General features: G+C 44.4%; 16 protein-coding genes and 2 pseudogenes. 14 read left to right on the forward strand and 4 right to left on the reverse strand.

Going from position 1 to position 20,185, the window contains the following annotated elements:
- Positions 1 to 175: 175 nt before the first annotated feature.
- Positions 176 to 1,096, forward strand: coding sequence for a LysR family transcriptional regulator (locus tag AB4263_RS17975; protein ID WP_372083661.1), 921 nt, complete (start codon positions 176 to 178; stop codon positions 1,094 to 1,096).
- Positions 1,097 to 1,277: 181 nt separating this feature from the next.
- The gene (locus AB4263_RS17980) at positions 1,278 to 3,323 is read left to right on the forward strand and encodes a TonB-dependent receptor domain-containing protein (RefSeq protein WP_102333278.1); all 2,046 of its coding nucleotides are present in this window, start codon (positions 1,278 to 1,280) and stop codon (positions 3,321 to 3,323) included.
- A gap of 129 nt (positions 3,324 to 3,452) precedes the next feature.
- On the opposite strand, the gene AB4263_RS17985 is transcribed toward AB4263_RS17980, so the two are convergent.
- A complete protein-coding gene (locus AB4263_RS17985; protein WP_029235353.1) occupies positions 3,453 to 4,196 on the reverse strand; it encodes a class I SAM-dependent methyltransferase in 744 nt (247 codons plus the stop codon).
- 459 nt (positions 4,197 to 4,655) lie between these two features.
- Between AB4263_RS17985 and AB4263_RS17990 the strand changes: the two genes are divergently transcribed.
- The 7 genes and pseudogenes from AB4263_RS17990 to AB4263_RS18020 all read left to right on the forward strand — a co-directional run bounded on the left by AB4263_RS17990 (position 4,656) and on the right by AB4263_RS18020 (position 12,565).
- Positions 4,656 to 5,180, forward strand: a complete 525-nt coding sequence (locus AB4263_RS17990) for a GNAT family N-acetyltransferase (protein WP_017059192.1) — start codon at positions 4,656 to 4,658, stop codon at positions 5,178 to 5,180.
- A 14-nt stretch (positions 5,181 to 5,194) separates the two neighbouring features.
- The gene (locus AB4263_RS17995; RefSeq protein WP_017059193.1) at positions 5,195 to 5,791 is read left to right on the forward strand and encodes a LysE/ArgO family amino acid transporter; all 597 of its coding nucleotides are present in this window, start codon (positions 5,195 to 5,197) and stop codon (positions 5,789 to 5,791) included.
- A gap of 13 nt (positions 5,792 to 5,804) precedes the next feature.
- A pseudogene (locus AB4263_RS18000) lies at positions 5,805 to 5,981 on the forward strand (porin family protein); the annotation flags it as partial.
- A 213-nt stretch (positions 5,982 to 6,194) separates the two neighbouring features.
- On the forward strand, positions 6,195 to 7,448 hold the full coding sequence (sbcD, locus tag AB4263_RS18005) for an exonuclease subunit SbcD (RefSeq protein ID WP_372098651.1): 1,254 nt from the start codon (positions 6,195 to 6,197) through the stop codon (positions 7,446 to 7,448).
- Positions 7,449 to 7,452: 4 nt separating this feature from the next.
- Positions 7,453 to 11,169, forward strand: coding sequence for an AAA family ATPase (locus AB4263_RS18010; protein WP_372098652.1), 3,717 nt, complete (start codon positions 7,453 to 7,455; stop codon positions 11,167 to 11,169).
- Positions 11,170 to 11,443: 274 nt separating this feature from the next.
- A complete protein-coding gene (locus AB4263_RS18015; protein ID WP_004733920.1) occupies positions 11,444 to 11,587 on the forward strand; it encodes a DUF2256 domain-containing protein in 144 nt (47 codons plus the stop codon).
- Positions 11,588 to 11,680: 93 nt separating this feature from the next.
- Positions 11,681 to 12,565: a PA4780 family RIO1-like protein kinase gene (locus AB4263_RS18020; RefSeq protein ID WP_029235559.1), complete on the forward strand. Its 885-nt coding sequence runs from the start codon at positions 11,681 to 11,683 to the stop codon at positions 12,563 to 12,565.
- A 147-nt stretch (positions 12,566 to 12,712) separates the two neighbouring features.
- On the opposite strand, the gene AB4263_RS18025 is transcribed toward AB4263_RS18020, so the two are convergent.
- The 3 genes from AB4263_RS18025 to AB4263_RS18035 form a co-directional block, all read right to left on the reverse strand.
- Positions 12,713 to 13,453, reverse strand: a complete 741-nt coding sequence (locus AB4263_RS18025) for an SDR family oxidoreductase (protein WP_065583629.1) — start codon at positions 13,451 to 13,453, stop codon at positions 12,713 to 12,715.
- A complete protein-coding gene (locus AB4263_RS18030) occupies positions 13,453 to 15,024 on the reverse strand; it encodes a cryptochrome/photolyase family protein (RefSeq protein ID WP_372098653.1) in 1,572 nt (523 codons plus the stop codon). The genes AB4263_RS18025 and AB4263_RS18030 overlap by 1 nt, the downstream gene beginning before the upstream one ends.
- A gap of 293 nt (positions 15,025 to 15,317) precedes the next feature.
- Positions 15,318 to 15,740 (reverse strand): universal stress protein, encoded by a 423-nt coding sequence (locus AB4263_RS18035; RefSeq protein ID WP_017063967.1) that lies wholly within the window; start codon positions 15,738 to 15,740, stop codon positions 15,318 to 15,320.
- A gap of 235 nt (positions 15,741 to 15,975) precedes the next feature.
- Here AB4263_RS18035 and AB4263_RS18040 point away from each other — a divergent pair, with 235 nt between their 5' ends.
- From AB4263_RS18040 to glpT, 5 genes and pseudogenes are all read left to right on the forward strand, one after another.
- Positions 15,976 to 17,106: a PcfJ domain-containing protein gene (locus AB4263_RS18040; RefSeq protein ID WP_017059201.1), complete on the forward strand. Its 1,131-nt coding sequence runs from the start codon at positions 15,976 to 15,978 to the stop codon at positions 17,104 to 17,106.
- Positions 17,107 to 17,145: 39 nt separating this feature from the next.
- A complete protein-coding gene (locus tag AB4263_RS18045) occupies positions 17,146 to 17,280 on the forward strand; it encodes a hypothetical protein (protein WP_017059202.1) in 135 nt (44 codons plus the stop codon).
- 66 nt (positions 17,281 to 17,346) lie between these two features.
- Positions 17,347 to 17,781: pseudogene (locus tag AB4263_RS18050) on the forward strand (GNAT family N-acetyltransferase).
- A 242-nt stretch (positions 17,782 to 18,023) separates the two neighbouring features.
- A complete protein-coding gene (locus AB4263_RS18055) occupies positions 18,024 to 18,278 on the forward strand; it encodes a DUF3297 family protein (protein WP_017059204.1) in 255 nt (84 codons plus the stop codon).
- Between the two features lie 505 nt (positions 18,279 to 18,783).
- On the forward strand, positions 18,784 to 20,157 hold the full coding sequence (gene glpT, locus AB4263_RS18060) for a glycerol-3-phosphate transporter (protein WP_029235560.1): 1,374 nt from the start codon (positions 18,784 to 18,786) through the stop codon (positions 20,155 to 20,157).
- The last annotated feature ends 28 nt before the right edge of the window (positions 20,158 to 20,185 follow it).

Below are 20,185 nucleotides of genomic sequence, written 5' to 3' on the forward strand. Positions count from 1 at the left end.
CCTCCTCCTACTCGATTTTAAACAGTTCTGACTTAGAGCTTTAAAACCCACTTAACCTTAAACTCTGCTCTGCATATTGCTCTAGATCAAAATAGGAGTGATTATCAATTGTATTACATGTTGAGAAATAGCACTATGCGCACATTGAATTTTATATATTGTTAATATTTGCATAATGAATCTTGCTCAAGTCGACCTCAATCTACTCGTTATTCTTAAACACCTTCTTGAAGAGAAGCACGTTTCCAACACGGCATTGGCGCTGGATATGAGCCAACCTACGGTGAGCCGATCTCTGCAAAAACTGCGTACCGTTTTCAATGATGATCTATTGGTGCGAGCGGCTTATGGCTATGAGTTAACGCCAAAAGCAGAAGCCATTAAGCAAGATCTCAATTCGGTACTGACACGTTTAGAAAAGCTGGTACATGGCGATGTATTCGAACCGCAAAGCAGTGACAGTACGGTTCGCTTCTTTGGTTTAGTGCCTAATGTCGCGCACTTGCTGCCCAAGGTAGTTGCGGAGATACGTCAACAAGCGCCAAACATGACTGTTGATATCGACTCGATTCCTAAACGACACTTTGAGCCTCTGTTATCCGGTGATGCGCACTTTGTGTTGTCGACCCACGAGCCGTTAAGTTCAGAGCAAAATTTGTATCGAATGTTCGTGATTAGCCGCGATTACCGTTTGCTGATGAGTAAAAAACATCCTTTGGCGGACAAAGAGATCACGGTTGATGACTTGTTGAATAGCCAACTTGGTCAAATCTCACTGCAAGGGGATAAGAAGCTCTCGATCGAAAGTCGATTTAAAGATCTTGGCTTGATTGATAAGCAGCGCCAGCTGTCCATTCCAATTCAGCTTTCCAATTTTAACGTCGCGCCGGATATGGCAGAAGCAACCGACATCATCTTTCATTTACCGACACCTTTTGCTCAACAAGCCGCTAAGCAAAGAGATCTTGTTTGTAAACGCGTGCCTAAAGCGTTGCGCCACCCATCAGAAGACGTCTACTTATACTGGCATAAGCGCTTTCATAACGACCCGATGTGTCGCTGGGTTCGCAATATATTCAAAGAGCTTTATACATAATCCATCTGCAGGGTGAATGAAAATTACGAATACCTATCGAGTTGGATATAGATCTCTTTCATTATTTGAATGGTGAATAACGAGAATCGATTTTTGGTATGAAACTTTCGTTGATAAGAGTGGTAGTTGGTTGTTTAATGCAAACCATTATCATTACCAATCACATATAAGAATGAATATCATGTCTGAGAGATCTCTTTTGATTCGCAAACCTCTTTTGGTTCGTAAACCCCTTTCGATCGCAGTCGCTGTTATTTGTACCTCACTTTCAGCTAACGTGTTGGCGCAAGAAGAAGCGCAAGCAACAGATGAGCAAATGGTTGTTACGGCAACTCGTACCGAGATGGCACTAAAACAAGCGCCAGCTTCAATGTCGGTTATCACCGCGCAAGACATTGAAGACAGCCCTGGTATTACCTTGGCAGACATCGTTGCAGAATCAACGAGTGTCGAATCTGATTTTGATAGCACACGTGCTGGCCGTCAGATGATCTCTATTCGTGGTATGGATTCAGATTACACTCTTATCATGGTGAACGGTCGTCGTTTAAGCTCTGCAAGTGCCATCATCCGTGGTAACGACTTCGACCTATCAACGATTCCTGCTGATTCGATCGAACGTGTTGAAATAATCCGTGGCCCAATGTCTGCACTTTACGGTTCAGATGGTATGGGCGGTACAATCAACATCATCACTAAGGCTCCAGAAAACGATTGGAGCTCTACACTGAGCATGGACACTTCATCTCCACTTGATGGTGATGGAGGGGAAGAGTATTCGATGGGCTTCACAACATCGGGCGCGTTAATTGAAGACGAGTTGTTTGCTCGCCTATCTGTTAACCAAACTAGCCGTGATGCTTGGCAACCCTATTCTGGTACGCATAGCTCTGGTTACGATCGTTCAGACATTACTGCGTTAGAAGAAAGAGAGACATTAAGCTTACTCGCGAGCCTGACATGGAATGCAACAGACAACCAAACCATTGATTTCGATTTTGGTTACAGTGACGACGAACGTGAATCATCTGCAGAAAACGTATCGTCTGTGATTGAGTCTGACACACGAGTAGTGCGTCAGAGCCAAGCGATTACGCACAGCGGATTTTGGAGCTGGGGTGATACACAAGTTCGCTACTCACGCGAAAATGTGACTGACAACGACGCTGCGGATTCTGATACTAACTACAGCAGTGACATCGAAGAGCTGACTCAAATTGTTGAAGCTTCGGCGACCACTTATCTTGGTGATAGTCACACCGTAACGTTTGGTATGGACTACCAGTTGAGTGAATTAACCAACAAAGAAAACTTAGTCAATGGTACATCTGAAGCTTATCAAGGTGCGTTATTTGTTCAAGACCAATGGTTAATGACGGATCAACTAACGGCAACCATTGGTGGTCGTTTAGATAAGCATGAACTGTACGGTGAAGAGTTCAGCCCACGTGTGTACTTGGTTCATCAAACAACGAATGACCTGATCATCAAGGGTGGTGTGGGTAAAGCATTTAAAGCACCAACATTGACTCAAAATCAGACAGACTACACAGTTAATAGCTGTAAAGGCGTATGTGATTTACATGGTAATGAAGATCTTAAGCCCGAAACCAGCTTGAACTATGAGATCGCTGCGATTTATAGCCAACCTCGTTGGAATGTTGAAGGTGCCTTATTCCGAAATGAAATCAACGACCTAATTGATCGTGATGAAACCTATTGTGAGAACGGCGGAGTGTTTGAATCGGGTAAAGGTTGCGCTGATAGTTCAAGCTCAACTGGCTATGTGAATGGTAAGCGTACTTATACAAACGTATCAGAGGCTGTAGTTCAAGGTGCTGAGCTTACAGGCCAATTCCAAATTACTGATGAATGGGGTGTGTCTGGTAATTACACATTCTTAGACACTGAAGATAAGTCTACTGGTGACGAATTACTTGAGCGTTACAAGCATTCGGGTTTAGTTAAACTGAACTGGAGCCCAACTTACGATCTAAGTACCTTCGTGAGTGCGCGTTACCGTGGTGAACGTCAGATCGAAAGCGATCTAACTCAAGACGCTTACACAACGCTGAACCTAGGTGCTATCTACAACGTGAATGCTTCAGTGCGACTACGTGCAGGTATCACGAACTTAACTGACGAAGCTGTATCACAAGAGCTAGAGAGCATGGGCTATGTTGAAGAGCCACGTACTTACTACGTAGGTATGACAGCGGACTTCTAATTTAGAGTTCAGTAACTGATAGCTTGATACAAAAGAACCCACACTGGCTGATGCTCTAAAAGGAGAATGGCGAGTGTGGGTTCTTTTTTGATCTATAGATTTGGTTTAATTTGCCGTTTATCTATTAATCTAGATTTTGACACATGTGATCAGCGCATTACCGGACTGAGTATCCCAAGGAATCAGCTTGTCGTAATCGTGCTCGAAGATATTAACCTCGAAGTAGGGCTTCAATATCTCGATTAACTCTTTAAACGAGAATGCCACCATTGGGTGTTCATCATTCCACATTTGAGTTTCACCAGCAGTCGTCTTTTCGATGCTAAGCTTTAGCGCTTGCTTATCACCCTGACCAGAGTAATACCAACCAGAACGGAACGTGAAATCGTCTTTGTCTTGGTTTGTTGTGTGTCTAACAAACAGGTCGTTGCTGATCTTGTCTTTATCAACCACGTTAAAACAGAAAATACCTTCTGGCTTTAACGCACGATGCACACTTTCAATACACTCTTTAAGCTTCTCAAGGCCATCGTTGTAATGGATGGAATACAGGAAGCAAGTGATAAGATCGAGTGGTTCCGTGACCTCAAAGTTACTCATGTTTTGTACTGAGAACTTGGCTTCCGGGCAGCGAACTTCTGCGATATCTAACATCGGCTTGTTAAGATCTAGGCCACCGCTTTGGTAACCGAAATCAATAAAATGACGAACGTGTGGGCCAGTGCCACAAGCTAAGTCGAGGTGTGTTTTTCCTTCATTTCCAAAGATTTGATGGAGTCTACGTACGCAGTTACTTTGCGCTTGGTAGTCAATATCTACACACATTAAATCATAGTAACCGGATAGGTCGGTATAGAGTGCGTTGGCGGACATATTTGCCTGCAGCATAAGCTGAAAAATTAGGGTGGCGCATCATATACCGAAATTGGAAAATCGCAATCAAATATTCGATCAATGAAAGCGTTTTATTTTCTAACTTATGGTCGTTTTAAATGAGACCGTTTAAAGGGATGTTTAAGCTGCCAACAACATCAGTACGCGTGTCATCGCTATTCACTTTGCCCTGACTACTTATTCGTTAACTAAAACAGGTGTTGCTCCCTCAATGCAGCGACCATACGGGCTTTGCGGAACGCTTTTATCACGAGACGAGATCGGAAAAATATGGTATCTAGGTAAACCCAGTGTGACATTTATAATTTTATGATTAATCAGTAATTTTACTGATTCAAACCGAGTTCTTGAAAAGGAAACAATTCAGGAAAGTGGGCTGTTGATAAAAACCAAATCACTCAAGCTAAATAAGCGAACTAAACAAGGAGAGTTGAAACAATGACATCAGCAATAAATGCACAGGGTTCAATGGAAAATAGAACAGCATTGGAAAGCAGTGCTTCAATAGAAATTAAGGTGGATGACTTGTCGGGTGGGGAAGTCATTGAATTGCTTGAAGAGCACCTTGCTGATATGTACGCAACTTCGCCAGCCGAAAGCGTCCATGCACTGGATCTAGATGGGCTCAAGTCACCAGAAATTACCTTTTTCAGTGCTTGGAAAGACAGCCAACTACTTGGGTGTGTTGCCATTAAAGAGCTAAATACCCAACACGCTGAACTCAAATCGATGAGAACCTCACAGTTTGCTCGAAAGTCAGGTGTTGCGAGCCAACTTTTACAGCACGTATTGGATACAGCAACCGCCCGCCAGTATCAAACAATCAGTTTAGAGACCGGCTCAGAAGACTACTTTAAGGCTGCGCGTAACCTGTATGAAAAGTTTGGCTTCGGATACTGTGAACCCTTTGCTGATTATGTGTTAGACCCGCACAGCCAGTTTATGAGTATTGAGTTGCGTTAAGAGACTAGCCTTAGATGTCGACTTACTTTGCAGGTTTCTCCCTTGGCCTTTCGCTGATTCTTGCGATTGGCTCTCAAAATGCGTTTGTTTTAAAGCAAGGGCTTAAGAACCAACACGTATTGGCAGTTTGTGCTGTATGTGCCATTTCTGACGCCTTACTGATTAGCTTTGGCGTGACGGGCTTTGGCGCAATCGTTAAGCAGTTCCCACAAATTGAGCAGTTCGCCCGTTATGGTGGCGCTATCTTTTTGGGTGTCTATTCATTCTTAAGCTTCCGATCAGCATTTACCGAAAACCACGCCTTAGAAGCCACGGCAGAAACTAAAGACTCATTAACCAAAGCGATTGCGATGTGTTTGGCGTTCACTTGGCTTAACCCGCATGTGTATTTGGATACTGTGGTATTGCTGGGGTCTATCTCAACTCAATATCAACCGGATCAAATGTTGTTTGGCGCTGGGGCGGTATCGGCGTCATTCGTGTTCTTCTTTTCACTTGGATATGGCGCTCGCTTCTTGGCTCCAATGTTTAAGAACCCGAGAGCGTGGAAGGTGTTGGAATTTGTCGTTGGCGTGATCATGGCATCTATTGCAATATCTTTGATTGTCTAGCTGCGCGTAATTAGGCTTCCATTTTGGTATAGGTGTTGAATACACGCCAGTAGAAAACCTAACCTTACGTTTAATCTCACAAGCAGACGCAGTAAACATCGAATTCTTCGATAGAACAACGGGTAATCGATTAGAAAGCCGTGATGTAGCGTTTAGCACAGTAACTCTGGGTGCTTCGTACAATTTTTAATGACCGATGTGGAATAGCTTAAAGCTAAAGCTATGGACACCTAAAACCGCTCTAACGTTGAGCGGTTTTTTTATGTCAAAAATAACGATTGGTCACGCTATGGGCGGAGTTGGTCCAAAGCCTGAAATTAGTTGGTTTTCACAAGCTTATAAAAGGGAATTATCTCGACTATTTTGGTAGATTAAAGGTATTACAGACTTCCAGTGAGCAGCAATGAAGATTCTTCACACGTCCGATTGGCACCTTGGCCAAAACTTCTACAATAAAAGCCGTAAGAATGAACATGAACGGTTTTTACAATGGTTACTTGAGCAAGTTACAGAGCACGACATCGACGCGATCATTGTTGCTGGCGACATTTTCGATACCAGTACACCGCCGAGTTACGCTCGTGAGATGTATAACAAGTTTGTGGTCGATTCGAACAAGATCGGTTGCCAATTGGTGTTATTAGGTGGAAATCACGATTCAGTCTCTGTGCTTAAAGAGACGCAACAGCTGCTCAAATACATGGGCGCAGACGTGATTCCTAATACCAATGAAGATCATGCGACTCAGGTTGTCGAACTAAAAGGCAAGAATGGTGATGTAGAAGCGCTGGTTTGTGCTATTCCTTTTATTCGCCCTCGCGATGTGTTGACCAGCCAGGCGGGTGTCACAGGCGTTGAGCGTCAGAAGCAACTCGGCGATGCAATCAAACAGCACTACCAAAGTGTTTATGATGCCGCTGTAGAACAACGTGCGACGTTTGAAAATAGCGAGCACATGCCGATTATCGCTACTGGTCATTTAACGGCGATGGGCGTTCAACAATCGGATTCGGTACGTGATATCTATGTCGGCAACCTTGATGGTTTCGCCGCTGATGGCTTCCCAGACGCAGACTATATTGCACTTGGTCATATCCACCGCCCACAAGTGGTGGCAAAGCGTGAATACATTCGTTATTCAGGCTCTCCAATCCCACTAAGCTTTGATGAACTTAAATCTCAGAAACAAGTGTGTGTTGTTGAATTTATTGAAGGTGAGCGCACCATTTCTCAATTGCCTGTTCCTACATTCCAACCTCTAGCTGAAATCAAAGGCGACTTGAGCGAGATCGAATCTCAGCTTAACCAATACATAGGTTTAGATAGCGACCAAAGCGTGTGGTTATCGATAGAAGTGCAAGCACAAGATTACTTGTCGGATCTTCAAGAACGCATGCGCGCACTAACCGAAGGTTTGAATGTGGAAGTACTTCAATTGCGCCGCGCAAGAGAACGTCGTAATCAAGCATTAGAGCAAGAGTCAGCAGAAACGCTGTCAGAATTGAGCCCGATGGACGTGTTTACGAAGCGTATTGCCTTAGAAGAGTTTGAAACGGATTCTGAAAAAGCGCGTTTAGAGCGAATTACGGTGAAGTTTAAACAAGTGATGGTTGAAGTGTCTGAAAGCGCTCAAGCGCCCAATAAAGTAGAAGAGTAATCGTATGAAGATTTTAAGCCTAGAATTTGAAAACCTGAACTCTTTGAAAGGGCGCTGGAAGCTCGATTTTACCCAATCGCCGTTTGCAGAAAACGGTCTGTTCGCAATTACTGGTCCAACAGGGGCGGGTAAAACCACCATTCTTGATGCGATTTGCTTGGCACTTTTCCATCGCACACCGCGTTTGAAAAGCATTGCTAAAGGTAATAATGAATTAATGACTCGTGGTACGGGCGAGTGCTTTGCTGAGCTTGAATTTGAAGTGCAGGGTAAAACGTACCGCTCTAACTTCCACCAAAAGCGCGCACGTGGCAAACATGATGGCGCACTGCAAACGCCGACCTGTGAATTTGCAGATGCCGACACAGATAAAGTGTTAGAGACCATGCTCACTAAGAAGATCAAGTTGGTGGAGCAGGTCACGGGCCTCGATTTCTCACGCTTTACTAAATCGATCATGCTGTCTCAGGGTGAGTTTGCGGCGTTCTTAAATGCCAATGCCAACGATCGTGCAGAGCTACTAGAAGAGCTAACGGGTACCGAAGTGTATAGCCTGATCTCAGAGCGCATCTACGATCATTTTAAGTCGAGTGAAGAGTCGCTTAATCAACTTAAAGCGAAAGCTGAAGGTGTGAGCTTACTGTCTGAAGAGCAAATCAAAGAGCTGACCGCAGAGCGTGAAACGCTAGAAGTAGAGCAGAAGCGTTTAGCCGAGCAATTAAAAGAGTGGCAAGTGCATCTTAGCTGGTGGAAAGACGTGACCAAAGCTGAGCAAACTATTGCGACCAGTGAGCTCGATCTGAAAACCGCTCAAGATGAACTAGACCGTAACCAACCGTCACTAGAGCGCTTGGCAAACAGTGAGCCGGCTGAAAAGCTGCGTCCAGTACACAAAGATTTAAAGCGTTGCGAACAAGAGGTGAACACTACTCAAGCTCACCTAGATAACAGCACCAAGTTACTTGCCGTTCGTGATGCAGAAATGCAAGACGCGCAAACTAAACTGACTCAAAGCAGTGCGATTGTCGAACAGGTAAAAGCCGAACAGCAGGATCAAGAGAAGATCATCGAGCAGGTTCGCCCGTTAGATAACCAAATTGCCGTACTCAAAGATAAGCAAACTGCGGCCGTTAGTGCAGCGAATACGCTTAACGAGCAACATACGCAGCAGCGTAATCAACAGATTGTTTTAGTCCAAAAAACAGATGCACTGAAGCAACAAGATAAACTCAGCACTGAGTACCTAAATACGCATCAAGCTGACCAACATCTGGAAAAATACCTAGGTCAGTGGCAAGCAAAGGTCGAGCAAGTTCGTACTCTAGAGCGCCAGCATTCAGAGCAGTTGAATTCAGCGAAGCAAGCTTTGTCTGCAGTTGATGCACAGCAAACGATCATCAAATCCGCGCAAGATGCTAAAGCAACGCAAGATAAAACTTTAGCTGAATTGGTTGTTCTCGAGAGTAGTGCAAAGCAACAGTGGGAAGCCTTGCAAGGCAACACTAGCGAGCAAGTGTTGAATTCGCAAAAAGATCTGTTGGAGTTTTGGAATCGCAATACGCACTCATTACTCGAGATCAATCGTGGTTTCCTAAATGCCCAACAACAGCTGCACGCAAAAACACAGGCACATCAAACCAACACCCAGTTGGTCGACAAGCTTTCGAAAGAGCGTGAAGTGTTGCTTCTGCGATACCAAGAAAAAAAGACCTCACTTGAACGTTTAGTTCGCTTAATTGATCAAGAAGGTGACCTTGCGAAATACCGAGCGTCATTGAAGCCAGGTATGGATTGTCCATTGTGTGGTTCAACAGACCATGCGATCGAACAATCACAAAGTTCGAAGGATTTGAATGCCCAGAAAGAGCTTGAGGAACAAGAATTAGCAGCGATTCAGAAAGAAGGCCAAGAGCATCGTCAGCAGTTAGATTCTCTTACCCTTGTGATTGTGGCGCTTAACGATGACATTCAACGTGCGCAAGCGGATATTCAACAAGCTCAGCTGAATTGGCAAGGCGTTGTCGGCAAGCTTCAACAGAGCTTATCGGATTTCGTTGGCACGGCTCCTGAACTGGCACTGCTAACGATTAACGATTTAGGCAATGAAGCTACAGTCGCGACCTTTGCTCAGCAGTGTGAACTTCAACTAAGTCAGAGCGCGCAGCAACTCAAAGCGTTGGGTGATGCTAAAGCGCATTACGCTGAAGCTGAGAAACAACGCCTGTCTGTAAGTGTTATGGCTGACAAGGCGCAGTCTAATCTCGAGTTGGCCGAGCAACGCTTAGCTGATTTGAATAAGCAAAACCAAGTCGCAAACGAGCAAGTGACTCAAATAGCTCAAGCGAAAGGCCAGCAATGGAACGCTTTGAAAGAGAGCATTGTTCAAACTTCTATCGAAGCACCTGAACTTGAGCATATCGATGATTGGTTTACTGCGAAATCGCAAGCATCAAGCACATGGCAGCAAACCAAACAGCAACAGGCCGATATTGAGAAGCAACTGATTACTCAAAATGCCGAATTGAAAACGTTAGACGACAAGCTAAGCAGTGTTGAGAAAGAGCTCGCGACACTGACGCAACATAGTGAGTCTTTAGTGTCAGAACTCACTCGTGTAACGGCTGAAAGAACAGAGTTGTTTGGTGACAAAGACATTCAAGCTACCAGCAATGCGATGAAGCAAAGAGTCACTGAAGCAGTAAATGCATTTGATGCCGCGCAGTTAGTGCTTAACCGCAGCGAACTTGAACATCGAACCGAGCAAACCAAACACACTGGTTTCTCGGACGAGTTAGTCAGTAAGCAATCGAGCTACACACAAGCGTCGAATGCTTGGTTAGAAGCGCTGAAAACTAGCCCGTTCGAAGATGAGGCTAATTTTGAAGCAGCGTTGTTAGATGAAGAGGTTAGAACTCAACTTCAAAGCCTGAAGAAGTCTTTAGACGAAGCGATTGTCAGTGCGCAAGCTAGGTTGAACGCCGCCAAAGCGACACAAGTGGATCTACTAAATCACGAAAATGCGAAAGCATGGCAAGAGCAAGACCAACAGCAAGTTGAAGAAGCGACTACTGAGTGTCAAAACGCACAGCAAAGCCATGCGACAAAGATCGGTGCAATTTCTGCCAATCTTGAAACGGATAGCCAGAACCGCAGTAATCAGCAAGATCTGTTCAAGCAGATCGACGAGCAACAAGTCGAGTTTGATGATATTTCACGTCTGAACTCACTTATCGGCTCTAAGAACGGCGATAAATTCCGTAAGTTTGCCCAAGGTTTAACGTTGGAAAACTTGGTGTACCTTGCGAACAAGCAGCTACAGCGTTTGCATGGTCGTTACGAGCTTAAACGCAAAGCCGACGATGGTTTAGAACTGCAAGTGCTCGACACATGGCAGGGCGATGTGATGCGTGATACCAAGACGTTATCAGGTGGCGAAAGCTTCTTGGTGAGCTTGGCGTTGGCATTAGCGCTTTCTGATCTTGTGAGCTACAAAACCAGTATTGATTCTCTGTTCTTAGATGAAGGTTTCGGCACGTTGGATAGTGACACATTGGACATTGCACTGAATGCGCTCGATAACCTGAATGCGTCTGGCAAGATGATTGGTGTCATTAGCCACGTTGAAGCACTGAAAGAGCGAGTGCCCGTTCAGCTTAAAGTAACAAAACACTCTGGCTTAGGTGTGAGTGAGATGGAGAAGCAGTACAAGGTTGTTGCTTAGTCTTGATATAGATGCGGATAAACAGCCCCTGACTCAGTCGTGTTTCCTTCTCGAGGATGACGGAGTTTCGGGGCTGTTATCAATCACTCCGCCGTCACGTTCTGCAGTAAAGAATGATTAGAGTAACTGCCGCTATTCCCTAAAGTGAGTTACGAACGTAGTAGGGACTTTAGATTTGTTCTTATTACCTTCGTCATTCCCTAGAGTGAGGAACGAACGTAATAGGGAATCACTAGTAGACGCGGGAAGTGAACTCGTCAAAAAGGAAACGGCCATGCACAAGAAGCCTCATTTACCAACTAAGACATGTCCTATTTGCCAAAAGTCTTTCTCATGGCGTAAAAAGTGGCAACGTTGTTGGGATGACGTGATTTACTGTTCTGAACGTTGCCGTCGTCATAAGACAACTTTGGCGTAATTTCTGTTCGTTTTTACAACACGTTAATAGTTTCGTCATTCATTTCTTAAGTTAATATTTCTATCTGTAAGACAACTAATGTATAAAGGCGGCATGAAGATACCTAAAAGAATACAGCCCTTAGTTGACGATGGTTTAGTCGACGAGGTGACAAGCCAACTCATGAGTGGCAAAGAAGCATCGGTGTACATTGTGCGCTGCGGCGATACGATCCGTTGTGCCAAGGTATATAAGGAAATAAGCCAACGCAGCTTCAAAAAAGCGACCGCGTATCGTGAAGGCCGAAAAGTCCGAAATAGCCGCCGCGCTCGAGCGATGGAAAAAGGCTCTGGCTTTGGTCGTGAACAACAAGAAAAGGTTTGGCAAAGTGCTGAAGTGGATGCCTTATATAAACTGGCAGAAGCGGGTGTTCGTGTGCCAGTCCCTTATGGTTGCTTTGATGGCGTACTGCTTATGGAGCTGGTCACTGACGATGAGGGTTACGTTGCACCACGTTTGAACGATGTGGTGATGTCAGCAGAGCAAGCGATCGAAGACCACGCCGTGATGATGACTTACGTAGTTAAAATGCTGTGTGTTGGTTTGATCCATGGTGACTTGTCTGAGTTCAACGTATTGGTGGATGAGTACGGTCCAGTAATTATCGACCTACCACAAGCGGTTGACGCTTCGGCTAACAACAACGCTGAGTGGATGCTGGCTCGTGACATCAATAACATCCGTGACTATTACGCTCAGTTTGCTCCTGAACTGGCAAAAACCGAGTATGCCAAGGAAATGTGGGCGCTGTACGAGAAAGGCGACTTGAAGCCAGACAGCAAACTGACGGGTGAGTTTACGGAAACCGACGACTTGGCTGATATCGAAGCCATCATGCAAGAGATAGACGCTGCGCGAATTGAAGAACAACATCGACGCGAGCGAGCTAAAGAAGAGAAAGAAGGTGTTGACGATACTAAGTTCAATTGGGCTGAATAATCGTGATGATCAGTTTTGATCTTTAGCTAGATATCAACCAAACGCCTTTTAAAACAGAGGCATTCTTTCTAAATAAAAACCCAATGGAGCTTCAACTCTGTTGGGTTTTCTTTTTTAGCACTAATGAAAGACGAACACTCGTATCAACTACCAATTTAACTGTTCACCATCGTAAGCGTAGAAGTGCCCACTGTTATCCGGTGTGGCAGTGCGAATAATATCGACCAACTGATGGGCGACATAGCTTGACTCAAACAACTTACCTTCAGGGACATTGGTCTGAAAAGGCTTCGACAGAGCTGTGTCTGTCGTGCCCGGGTGCAGAGCCAACACGGTGCCTTTCTTAATGGTGCGTTGCCATTCGATCGACATGGTTTTGATGAACATATTTAGGGCTGCTTTCGATGAGCGGTAGCTATACCAACCGCCTAATCTGTTGTCTGAAATACTACCTACTTTTGCGGATACCACAGCAAACTTTGGATTGTCGCTCGCTTTAAGTATCGGCGTGAAGTGTTTTGCTAATAACAAGCTGGGCAGGGTATTCACAGAGATGTTTTTGAGGAAAAACTCAGGGTCGATGGACGACAAGTTCTTTTCCGGTCCAAGATCTGGAGTGTGGAGCATACCCACGCAGTTGATCAGCCAATCAAGTTGTTCAAACTCAGAACTCAAGCGCTTAATATCAGCTTCGTCGGTGGCGTCGACTTTGTGCCAGCTCAAGCGATTGTTTTCTAGTTCCGGCTGTTGAGAGTGGTAAGTCGCGTCTACATGCACATCAAGAAAATCAAACCGAGAGAGCTCAGATAATAGGTGTTTAACCACAGCGAAACCAATACCGCCGCTCCCACCGACCACCAATATGTGTAATCTGAGTTGCTCCACCATTATAAGTTCTCCAAGTTTGTGATTCGTTGTTCAGCAGTATCGAGAATCGCTTGTTGTGATTGCTCATCCATGTTGTCCCAAGAGCGATATAACATGCCCATACGTGGGTTGCGGTTTAACGCATTGCGGTGCTGGTCCATAAAGCGCCAATACAAGCTATTGAAAGGGCAAGATTGCTCGCCGCTGCGTTCTTTTATCTTGTAGTGACAGTCTTTGCAGTAGTCACTCATGCGGTTGATATAGGAACCGCTGGCAGAGTATGGTTTGGTTCCTACGATCCCGCCATCCGCAAACAGTGCCATACCTCGCGTATTTGGCATTTCAACCCACTCAATCGCGTCGACGTAAATACCGAGATACCAACTATCGACTTGGTCAGGGTCTATACCCGTGATTAAACAGAAGTTGCCAGTGATCATTAACCTTTGGATGTGGTGCGCGTAAGCAAACTCAAGAGACTGGTCAATCGCATGCTTCATGCAGTTCATCTTGGTTTGTCCGTCCCAAAAGTAATGGGGCAGGTTATTATGTGCTGAGTAATGGTTTTTGTTGGCGTAAGCAGGCATGTTTGCCCAATAGACGGCGCGTATGTATTCTCGCCACCCCAGTATTTGGCGGACAAGTCCTTCGACCTGTGCAATATCGATGCTTGGCTTATCTGGTGAGCTGTCTCGAAGACAGGATGCTTGGTAGGCCGACAGTGCTGCATCAATCACTTCTTTAGGGCTCAGCAGTTTACTGTTCAGCGAGAACGATATACGGCTATGATACAAGCTCCATTTAGAGTCGTGCTCTGTCGTCATCGCATCTTGAAACTGCCCAAATAACGGCAAGCAGACTTGGCAGAAATGAGCGAGTAGAGACAAGCTTTGTGCGCGGTTCACCGGCCATAGTAACTGGTTACCGACTTGACCAATAGTTTGCACTTGGTGGTGCTCGATACGCTGCAAAATGTCGGTTATGTCATTGGTAAACATTAGCGGCTGAGGCAGGTTTTCGATGTCTTGTTTCTTGAGCTTATTTCGATTGTTCGCGTCGTAATTCCATTTTCCGCCAACGGGCTTTCCGTCTTCTAGCAAAATGTCGAAACGTTTTCTCATTCGGCGATAGAAGTGTTCCATCATGATGTGTTTGTCTTTTGGAAACTGTTGTTCTATCTCCTCGAATGGAAAGAGGAAGTGTTCTGTATCACAACAACCTTTGGTCGCATTGGTCAGCTTGAGCTTGTTCATCTGCTCTAAGAGGCGATATTCATCTGGCCTTTGATATTCGAATTTCTCTGCGCCGAATTCGTGTACATAGTGCTTTAAAAGTGTGTCTAGGTTTTCATATTGCGTTGTGTCGTCAAGAGTAAGGTGGAGTACTTGATGACCTTGTTCTTTGAGTTCGTTAGCGAAGTAACCCATCGCACAGAAAAACGCGGCCACTTTTTGAACGTGAGAGGCAGAATAATCTGTTTCTTGTTTTAGCTCAGCAATGATGTAAATAACGTCATCGTTAACCTGTCTAAACCATGAATGCTCAATGTTGAGTTGGTCACCTAATACAAGTCGTACCGTTTTAAATTTCATAATGCGTCCTGGTTTGTGAGGCTTGTTGTGACTGCGTTACCGCCTGTCCATTGATTGATGAAGGCATGGTCTGGGTCGTACATTTCAGTACGTTGATTCAAATCGAAATGACGTGATTTGTTAATTATTAGACGCTTACGAGTTGATAGGCTGACAAGCTCACAAATGATTACTCTAAGTGGGAAATAGGAGATTTCGGTCAGGATGAGTGTGTTGAAGAGGATATCAAGCCAACCAATAATACCGATAGAGGTTGGCAAAGCCGGTTATTTTTGAGTGTCGAACTGGAGTTTCTATTCCATAGGAACAACGAGAATATCGATAGGGGAAGTATCGATGATCTGTTTAGAATGGGAGATGAGCTTATGCCAAAAATCATGGTGATGGCCGCATAGCAATAGGTCAACGCCGTTGGCTTCGATGGCATTTTTGAGCTTATCGTTCAAATCACCCGTTCCCACGAAAATGTGCTTGATTGGGTGCTTGGCGTAGGCTTCAAACTCTTTCAAATGCTTAACGGCATCTTCATTGATGGGTAAATCACCGTCATTTCCCTGAATATCAACGAGCTCTGGATAAATTTCTCCATGCGTACCATCGATATAAACAAATGAAATGCCAGCCTCCAGTTTATCAGCGAAGAAGGTCGCTCTATCAATGAGAATCTTGGTGTCGTCAGACAGTTCAAGTGCGACCAGAATATGTCGGTAATCCATAATTAAAGCCTCTTGTTGTGAGTTATGTAACAAGCATAGTTTCTGTTGACGCAAATGATATCGAAGAGATCTCATATTCCGTAAAATCATCATTCAATGTTCTTCTAAGCACTATCGTATTTATATCGCTTTGATTGGTAAGAAATTTACAAAAGGTTGATATAGTGGTTGAAGCGCTAGCTTATGCTGTTAGATAGGCTTGATAGTTCAATGCGCGAATAACGAAGAGGCATCAATGACAGCACTACTAACCATTCCCACTCGAACATTAGGTTTCGACTACGATATTGAGATCCGAGACTGGTCTCAAAAGCTCGTCGGCTTTCATGTGTTTGAAGATGGTAGACGACCGCTTGATGGAGGCATTGGGCTGAGCCTCAACCTTGTTGAACAGTTTGACGTGAATGGTCGTTGGCTAAATTCATTACCTGCGCGTTATCGTGAAATCACCGACGACTTTCCAGAATACCAATACCAGATGTTGTGGCTTGCTGCGAATACTTATGAAGCCGCGCAATTGCTTGAATTAAGGCCTGTTATTTTGGCTTTGATCTGCATGAAATACAGTGTCGACAACAAGAAAGCACTGGCACTAAGTCGCTTAGGGCAGAAGAAGATCCTTACCAAGTTGGGCTTAGACGGCAGCAAGGCGACACTCAAATTCATCGACAAGCTAGAGCTTCATTACAATGTTGGTGATGAACTCGACCACATTGTTCGTATTCTCGAACCGCTGCAAAGACGAGTCCTTAAGTTTAAGCATTACTCAAAAGTTGGATACACAGCCCTGCGTTTGGACCAAGTTCATCCATTTCTAACTGGTAGCAGGCTAGGGATTGCAATGGTGGAAGAGGGCAGACTTAACGCACCGTCGAAGATGGCGATGTTCCAAGATGCGATATTGCTAGGGCAAGATTTGGAGATGGATGATCCACTGCGCGCGATTACCAGTCAGAACTCTTTTGCGATGTTTGAGCAACTGCATGACCGCTGGACGGAGCAACGCCAATTACGACGCTTGGAGGGTAACTGCCCAATGGATAAAGACATCCCTTATCCCGTTCCTTTACTTGGCAATGACAACATTCATCCGCTCACGGATTATTACGACCTTGAACACGAAGGCATCGAGCAGAAGCACTGTATTGGCGTGTATCACAACCGAATCATGAGCGATCGTTATGTGGTGTTCCGCATGCTCAAGCCTCAGCGTTTAACCATAGGTTTGCGCCGTGTGCCAAGTAAAGCATTTCCTTTTGAAATTGACCAAATCTGCGGAAAACGAAATGCTCCTCCATCAGAATCCGCTCGCCAAGTGATTCACGACTGGTTGGAAGCGAGTAAGCAGAAGTATCCTAAGCAATAACCATCCCAATCAATAACCATGAAGTAGAAGGAATACAGGATGTTTCAACAAGGCGATCTTTGCCCGCATTGTGGTTTGATTATTGTGATGCCTACGGATCTGCAAGGTGAATGCCTAGGATGCGGCGAAGAAATTAATCAAGACCCAGCAGACGATTACGACGAAGAAGAGTAGCTTTACCTACACTTAGATTAAACAAGGCTAGGATAGCCGAATTACTCTCTTTAAAAGGACGGAAAAATGCAGAAAGTAATCTTTAGAAATTGCGATGAAAACTCACCTTATTGGCATGAGTTAGAGGGCTTATTTCAAAGTGAATGATCTGATTTCAAGTTTAAAGATACATATAAAGAAAACGTACAACTCCCTCCAGTAATAACAGTACTTCGCGATAATGTGGTCATTGGTGGCTTGGCGTATTCCTATTTTCAAGAACCTCACCAAGTTCGTGATGTAGTGTGGATCAACGCTGTGTTTGTCGACCCTCAATGGCGCGGTCAAGGCATTGCCAGTGAACTGATTAATCGTGGTGTCAGACAGGTTTCTTCTGCAGTGCAAACTCAACTCTACGCGTACACCAATATCATGGGTCTCTACCAAGGGCTAGGTTGGTCAATCGTAAATATCGAATCAGAACCGAACCATAAAGTGATGAGTATTGAGCTTAATCGATAAGCTCGGAATAAAAGCCTGATATTAGTTTATCTGCCGTTCGAGTAATGAATTTCTCCCTTTCATCCATAATGCATAAACCTGTTAAATTTTCGTTGAAACTCATGCCGATATCGCCTTTAAATCAAACAACTAGCTGTTGATTAAAACGATCAAGACGATTTATTGCAGCAGTTGTTGAGCACAAAGCCTATATTGACTAGAATGACGCACTTTTTTTATTTACGTACATACAGGTAATGAACATGAGCGATACTAATTCAAGACCAGCTTTACCAGATCATCTTGCAGGCAACCCACGCAGCCCACACCACGTTGCTGAGTGTTTCGAATACCCAATCGGCATTCGTCTAAATGGTAAAGAGCGTACTGATGTTGAAGAATACTGCATCAGCGAAGGTTGGGTTAAGATCCCTTCTCCAAAAGCGCTAGATCGTTTTGGTCAGCCGATGCTTATTACTCTAAAAGGCACTGTAGAAGCTTTTTACATCGACGCATAATCATGTCGTGTGGCTAGCTAATACTTCGAGTAATTAGCTAATGTTTGCTTAATTAGCCAACATCAAGACACCAAGCGTTATTACCTAAAAGGGTCTAGAGAAATCTAGACCCTTTTTGTTTGCATTGATTTTAGCGAACTTCTTTAACCAATAGCCCAAACCACCTTCATAACTCCACAGATTCAACCAAAATTGTTGTTATTCACTATGCATTCGCAGTAATAACAAAGTTGTTGTTGGTTGATTTATGTTCGCTCGCTCTTTTTGGATTTGTTCGTACTCGAAAGTTCTGATGTTTAATTAAACAGATACAAACAAAAATATGAAGCGCAGTCTAATTAAATGAAACTAATGTGCTGTATTTAAAGTTATTTTTTGTTAATAACTACCTCTATCACAGAAATTAATCCTGAAGCACATACAATTCCCTTGATTTCGAATGAGCGCTAAATTTTTTCGTTCGAGCATTTAAATTCTTCCTTCGCCCAATAATTATGAGGTTCCTATGTTTGGAATATTCAAACCTATGGCGCATATCGATCGCTTGTCATCAGATAAGATCGATAGCACCTACACACGACTACGATGGCAGCTGTTTCTTGGCATCTTCGTTGGCTATGCGGGGTACTACTTAGTCCGTAAAAACTTTAGTTTGGCGATGCCTTATCTCATTGAACAAGGTTTTAGCCGTGGAGAACTAGGGGTTGCATTAGCGGCGGTATCTATCGCTTACGGCTTATCTAAGTTCTTAATGGGCAGTGTTTCTGACCGTTCTAACCCTCGTTACTTCCTCAGCGGTGGCTTGTTAATGTCGGCACTGGTGATGTTCTGCTTTGGCTTTATGCCTTGGGCAACAGGCAGCATCACTGCGATGTTTATCCTGCTGTTCTTGAATGGTTGGTTCCAAGGTATGGGTTGGCCAGCTTGTGGACGAACCATGGTCCACTGGTGGTCACGAAAAGAACGTGGTGAGATAGTGTCAGTATGGAACGTTGCTCACAACGTGGGTGGCGGTTTGATTGGCCCAATGTTCTTGTTGGGGCTGTGGGCTTTTAACGACGATTGGCGAACCGCTTTTTATGTTCCTGCATTTTTTGCCACTCTCGTTGCTGTCTTTGTTTGGTTTACTGTAAGAGATACACCTCAATCTTGCGGCTTACCACCGATTGAAGAACACAAAGACGATTACCCAGACGACTACGATACGTCTCATGAGAAAGAAATGACGGCGAAAGAGATCTTCTTTAAGTACGTTTTCTCTAACAAGCTGTTGTGGTCAATCGCTATTGCCAATGCGTTTGTTTACCTTATCCGCTATGGCGTACTCGATTGGGCTCCAGTTTACTTAAAAGAAGCAAAAGACTTCTCTGTAGATAAATCATCTTGGGCTTACTTCTTGTATGAGTGGGCAGGTATCCCTGGCACCTTATTGTGTGGTTGGATTTCAGATAAGTTATTCAAAGGCCGACGTGCACCTGCAGGTATCTTGTTCATGGTTCTAGTGACAGTCGCTGTGTTGGTATATTGGCTGAATCCAGCAGGTAACCCAACGGTTGATATGCTGGCACTGGTTGCGATTGGTTTCCTTATCTATGGTCCTGTAATGCTGATCGGTTTGTATGCACTGGAACTTGCGCCTAAGAAAGCAGCGGGTACAGCGGCTGGTCTAACGGGTTTGTTTGGTTACTTAGGTGGCGCGGTTGCTGCGAACGCAATACTCGGCTTTATGGTTGACCATTACGGTTGGGATGGCGGCTTCATTATTTTGGTCGGCGCTTGTGTGGCTTCAATCATCTGTCTGCTGTACGCCTTCTTAGGTGAGCGTGCGCACCATAAACAAAAAGATCTCGAACGAGAGAAAGAAGCGTTAGCTCAGTAGTGTATTTACTGAATCACATCTATAAATA

Source organism: Vibrio sp. 10N.261.55.C5 (genome assembly GCF_041470505.1).
GTDB lineage: Bacteria > Pseudomonadota > Gammaproteobacteria > Enterobacterales > Vibrionaceae > Vibrio > Vibrio crassostreae_C.

What these genes read in the sequence shown, in the direction of transcription:
- AB4263_RS17975 (WP_372083661.1), top strand. Translation starts at nt 176, where the DNA reads ATGAATCTTGCTCAAGTCGACCTCAATCTACTCGTTATTCTTAAACAC.
- AB4263_RS17980 (WP_102333278.1), top strand. Translation starts at nt 1,278, where the DNA reads ATGTCTGAGAGATCTCTTTTGATTCGCAAACCTCTTTTGGTTCGTAAA.
- AB4263_RS17985 (WP_029235353.1), bottom strand. Translation starts at nt 4,196, where the DNA reads ATGTCCGCCAACGCACTCTATACCGACCTATCCGGTTACTATGATTTA.
- AB4263_RS17990 (WP_017059192.1), top strand. Translation starts at nt 4,656, where the DNA reads ATGACATCAGCAATAAATGCACAGGGTTCAATGGAAAATAGAACAGCA.
- AB4263_RS17995 (WP_017059193.1), top strand. Translation starts at nt 5,195, where the DNA reads ATGTCGACTTACTTTGCAGGTTTCTCCCTTGGCCTTTCGCTGATTCTT.
- sbcD (WP_372098651.1), top strand. Translation starts at nt 6,195, where the DNA reads ATGAAGATTCTTCACACGTCCGATTGGCACCTTGGCCAAAACTTCTAC.
- AB4263_RS18010 (WP_372098652.1), top strand. Translation starts at nt 7,453, where the DNA reads ATGAAGATTTTAAGCCTAGAATTTGAAAACCTGAACTCTTTGAAAGGG.
- AB4263_RS18015 (WP_004733920.1), top strand. Translation starts at nt 11,444, where the DNA reads ATGCACAAGAAGCCTCATTTACCAACTAAGACATGTCCTATTTGCCAA.
- AB4263_RS18020 (WP_029235559.1), top strand. Translation starts at nt 11,681, where the DNA reads ATGAAGATACCTAAAAGAATACAGCCCTTAGTTGACGATGGTTTAGTC.
- AB4263_RS18025 (WP_065583629.1), bottom strand. Translation starts at nt 13,453, where the DNA reads ATGGTGGAGCAACTCAGATTACACATATTGGTGGTCGGTGGGAGCGGC.
- AB4263_RS18030 (WP_372098653.1), bottom strand. Translation starts at nt 15,024, where the DNA reads ATGAAATTTAAAACGGTACGACTTGTATTAGGTGACCAACTCAACATT.
- AB4263_RS18035 (WP_017063967.1), bottom strand. Translation starts at nt 15,740, where the DNA reads ATGGATTACCGACATATTCTGGTCGCACTTGAACTGTCTGACGACACC.
- AB4263_RS18040 (WP_017059201.1), top strand. Translation starts at nt 15,976, where the DNA reads ATGACAGCACTACTAACCATTCCCACTCGAACATTAGGTTTCGACTAC.
- AB4263_RS18045 (WP_017059202.1), top strand. Translation starts at nt 17,146, where the DNA reads ATGTTTCAACAAGGCGATCTTTGCCCGCATTGTGGTTTGATTATTGTG.
- AB4263_RS18055 (WP_017059204.1), top strand. Translation starts at nt 18,024, where the DNA reads ATGAGCGATACTAATTCAAGACCAGCTTTACCAGATCATCTTGCAGGC.
- glpT (WP_029235560.1), top strand. Translation starts at nt 18,784, where the DNA reads ATGTTTGGAATATTCAAACCTATGGCGCATATCGATCGCTTGTCATCA.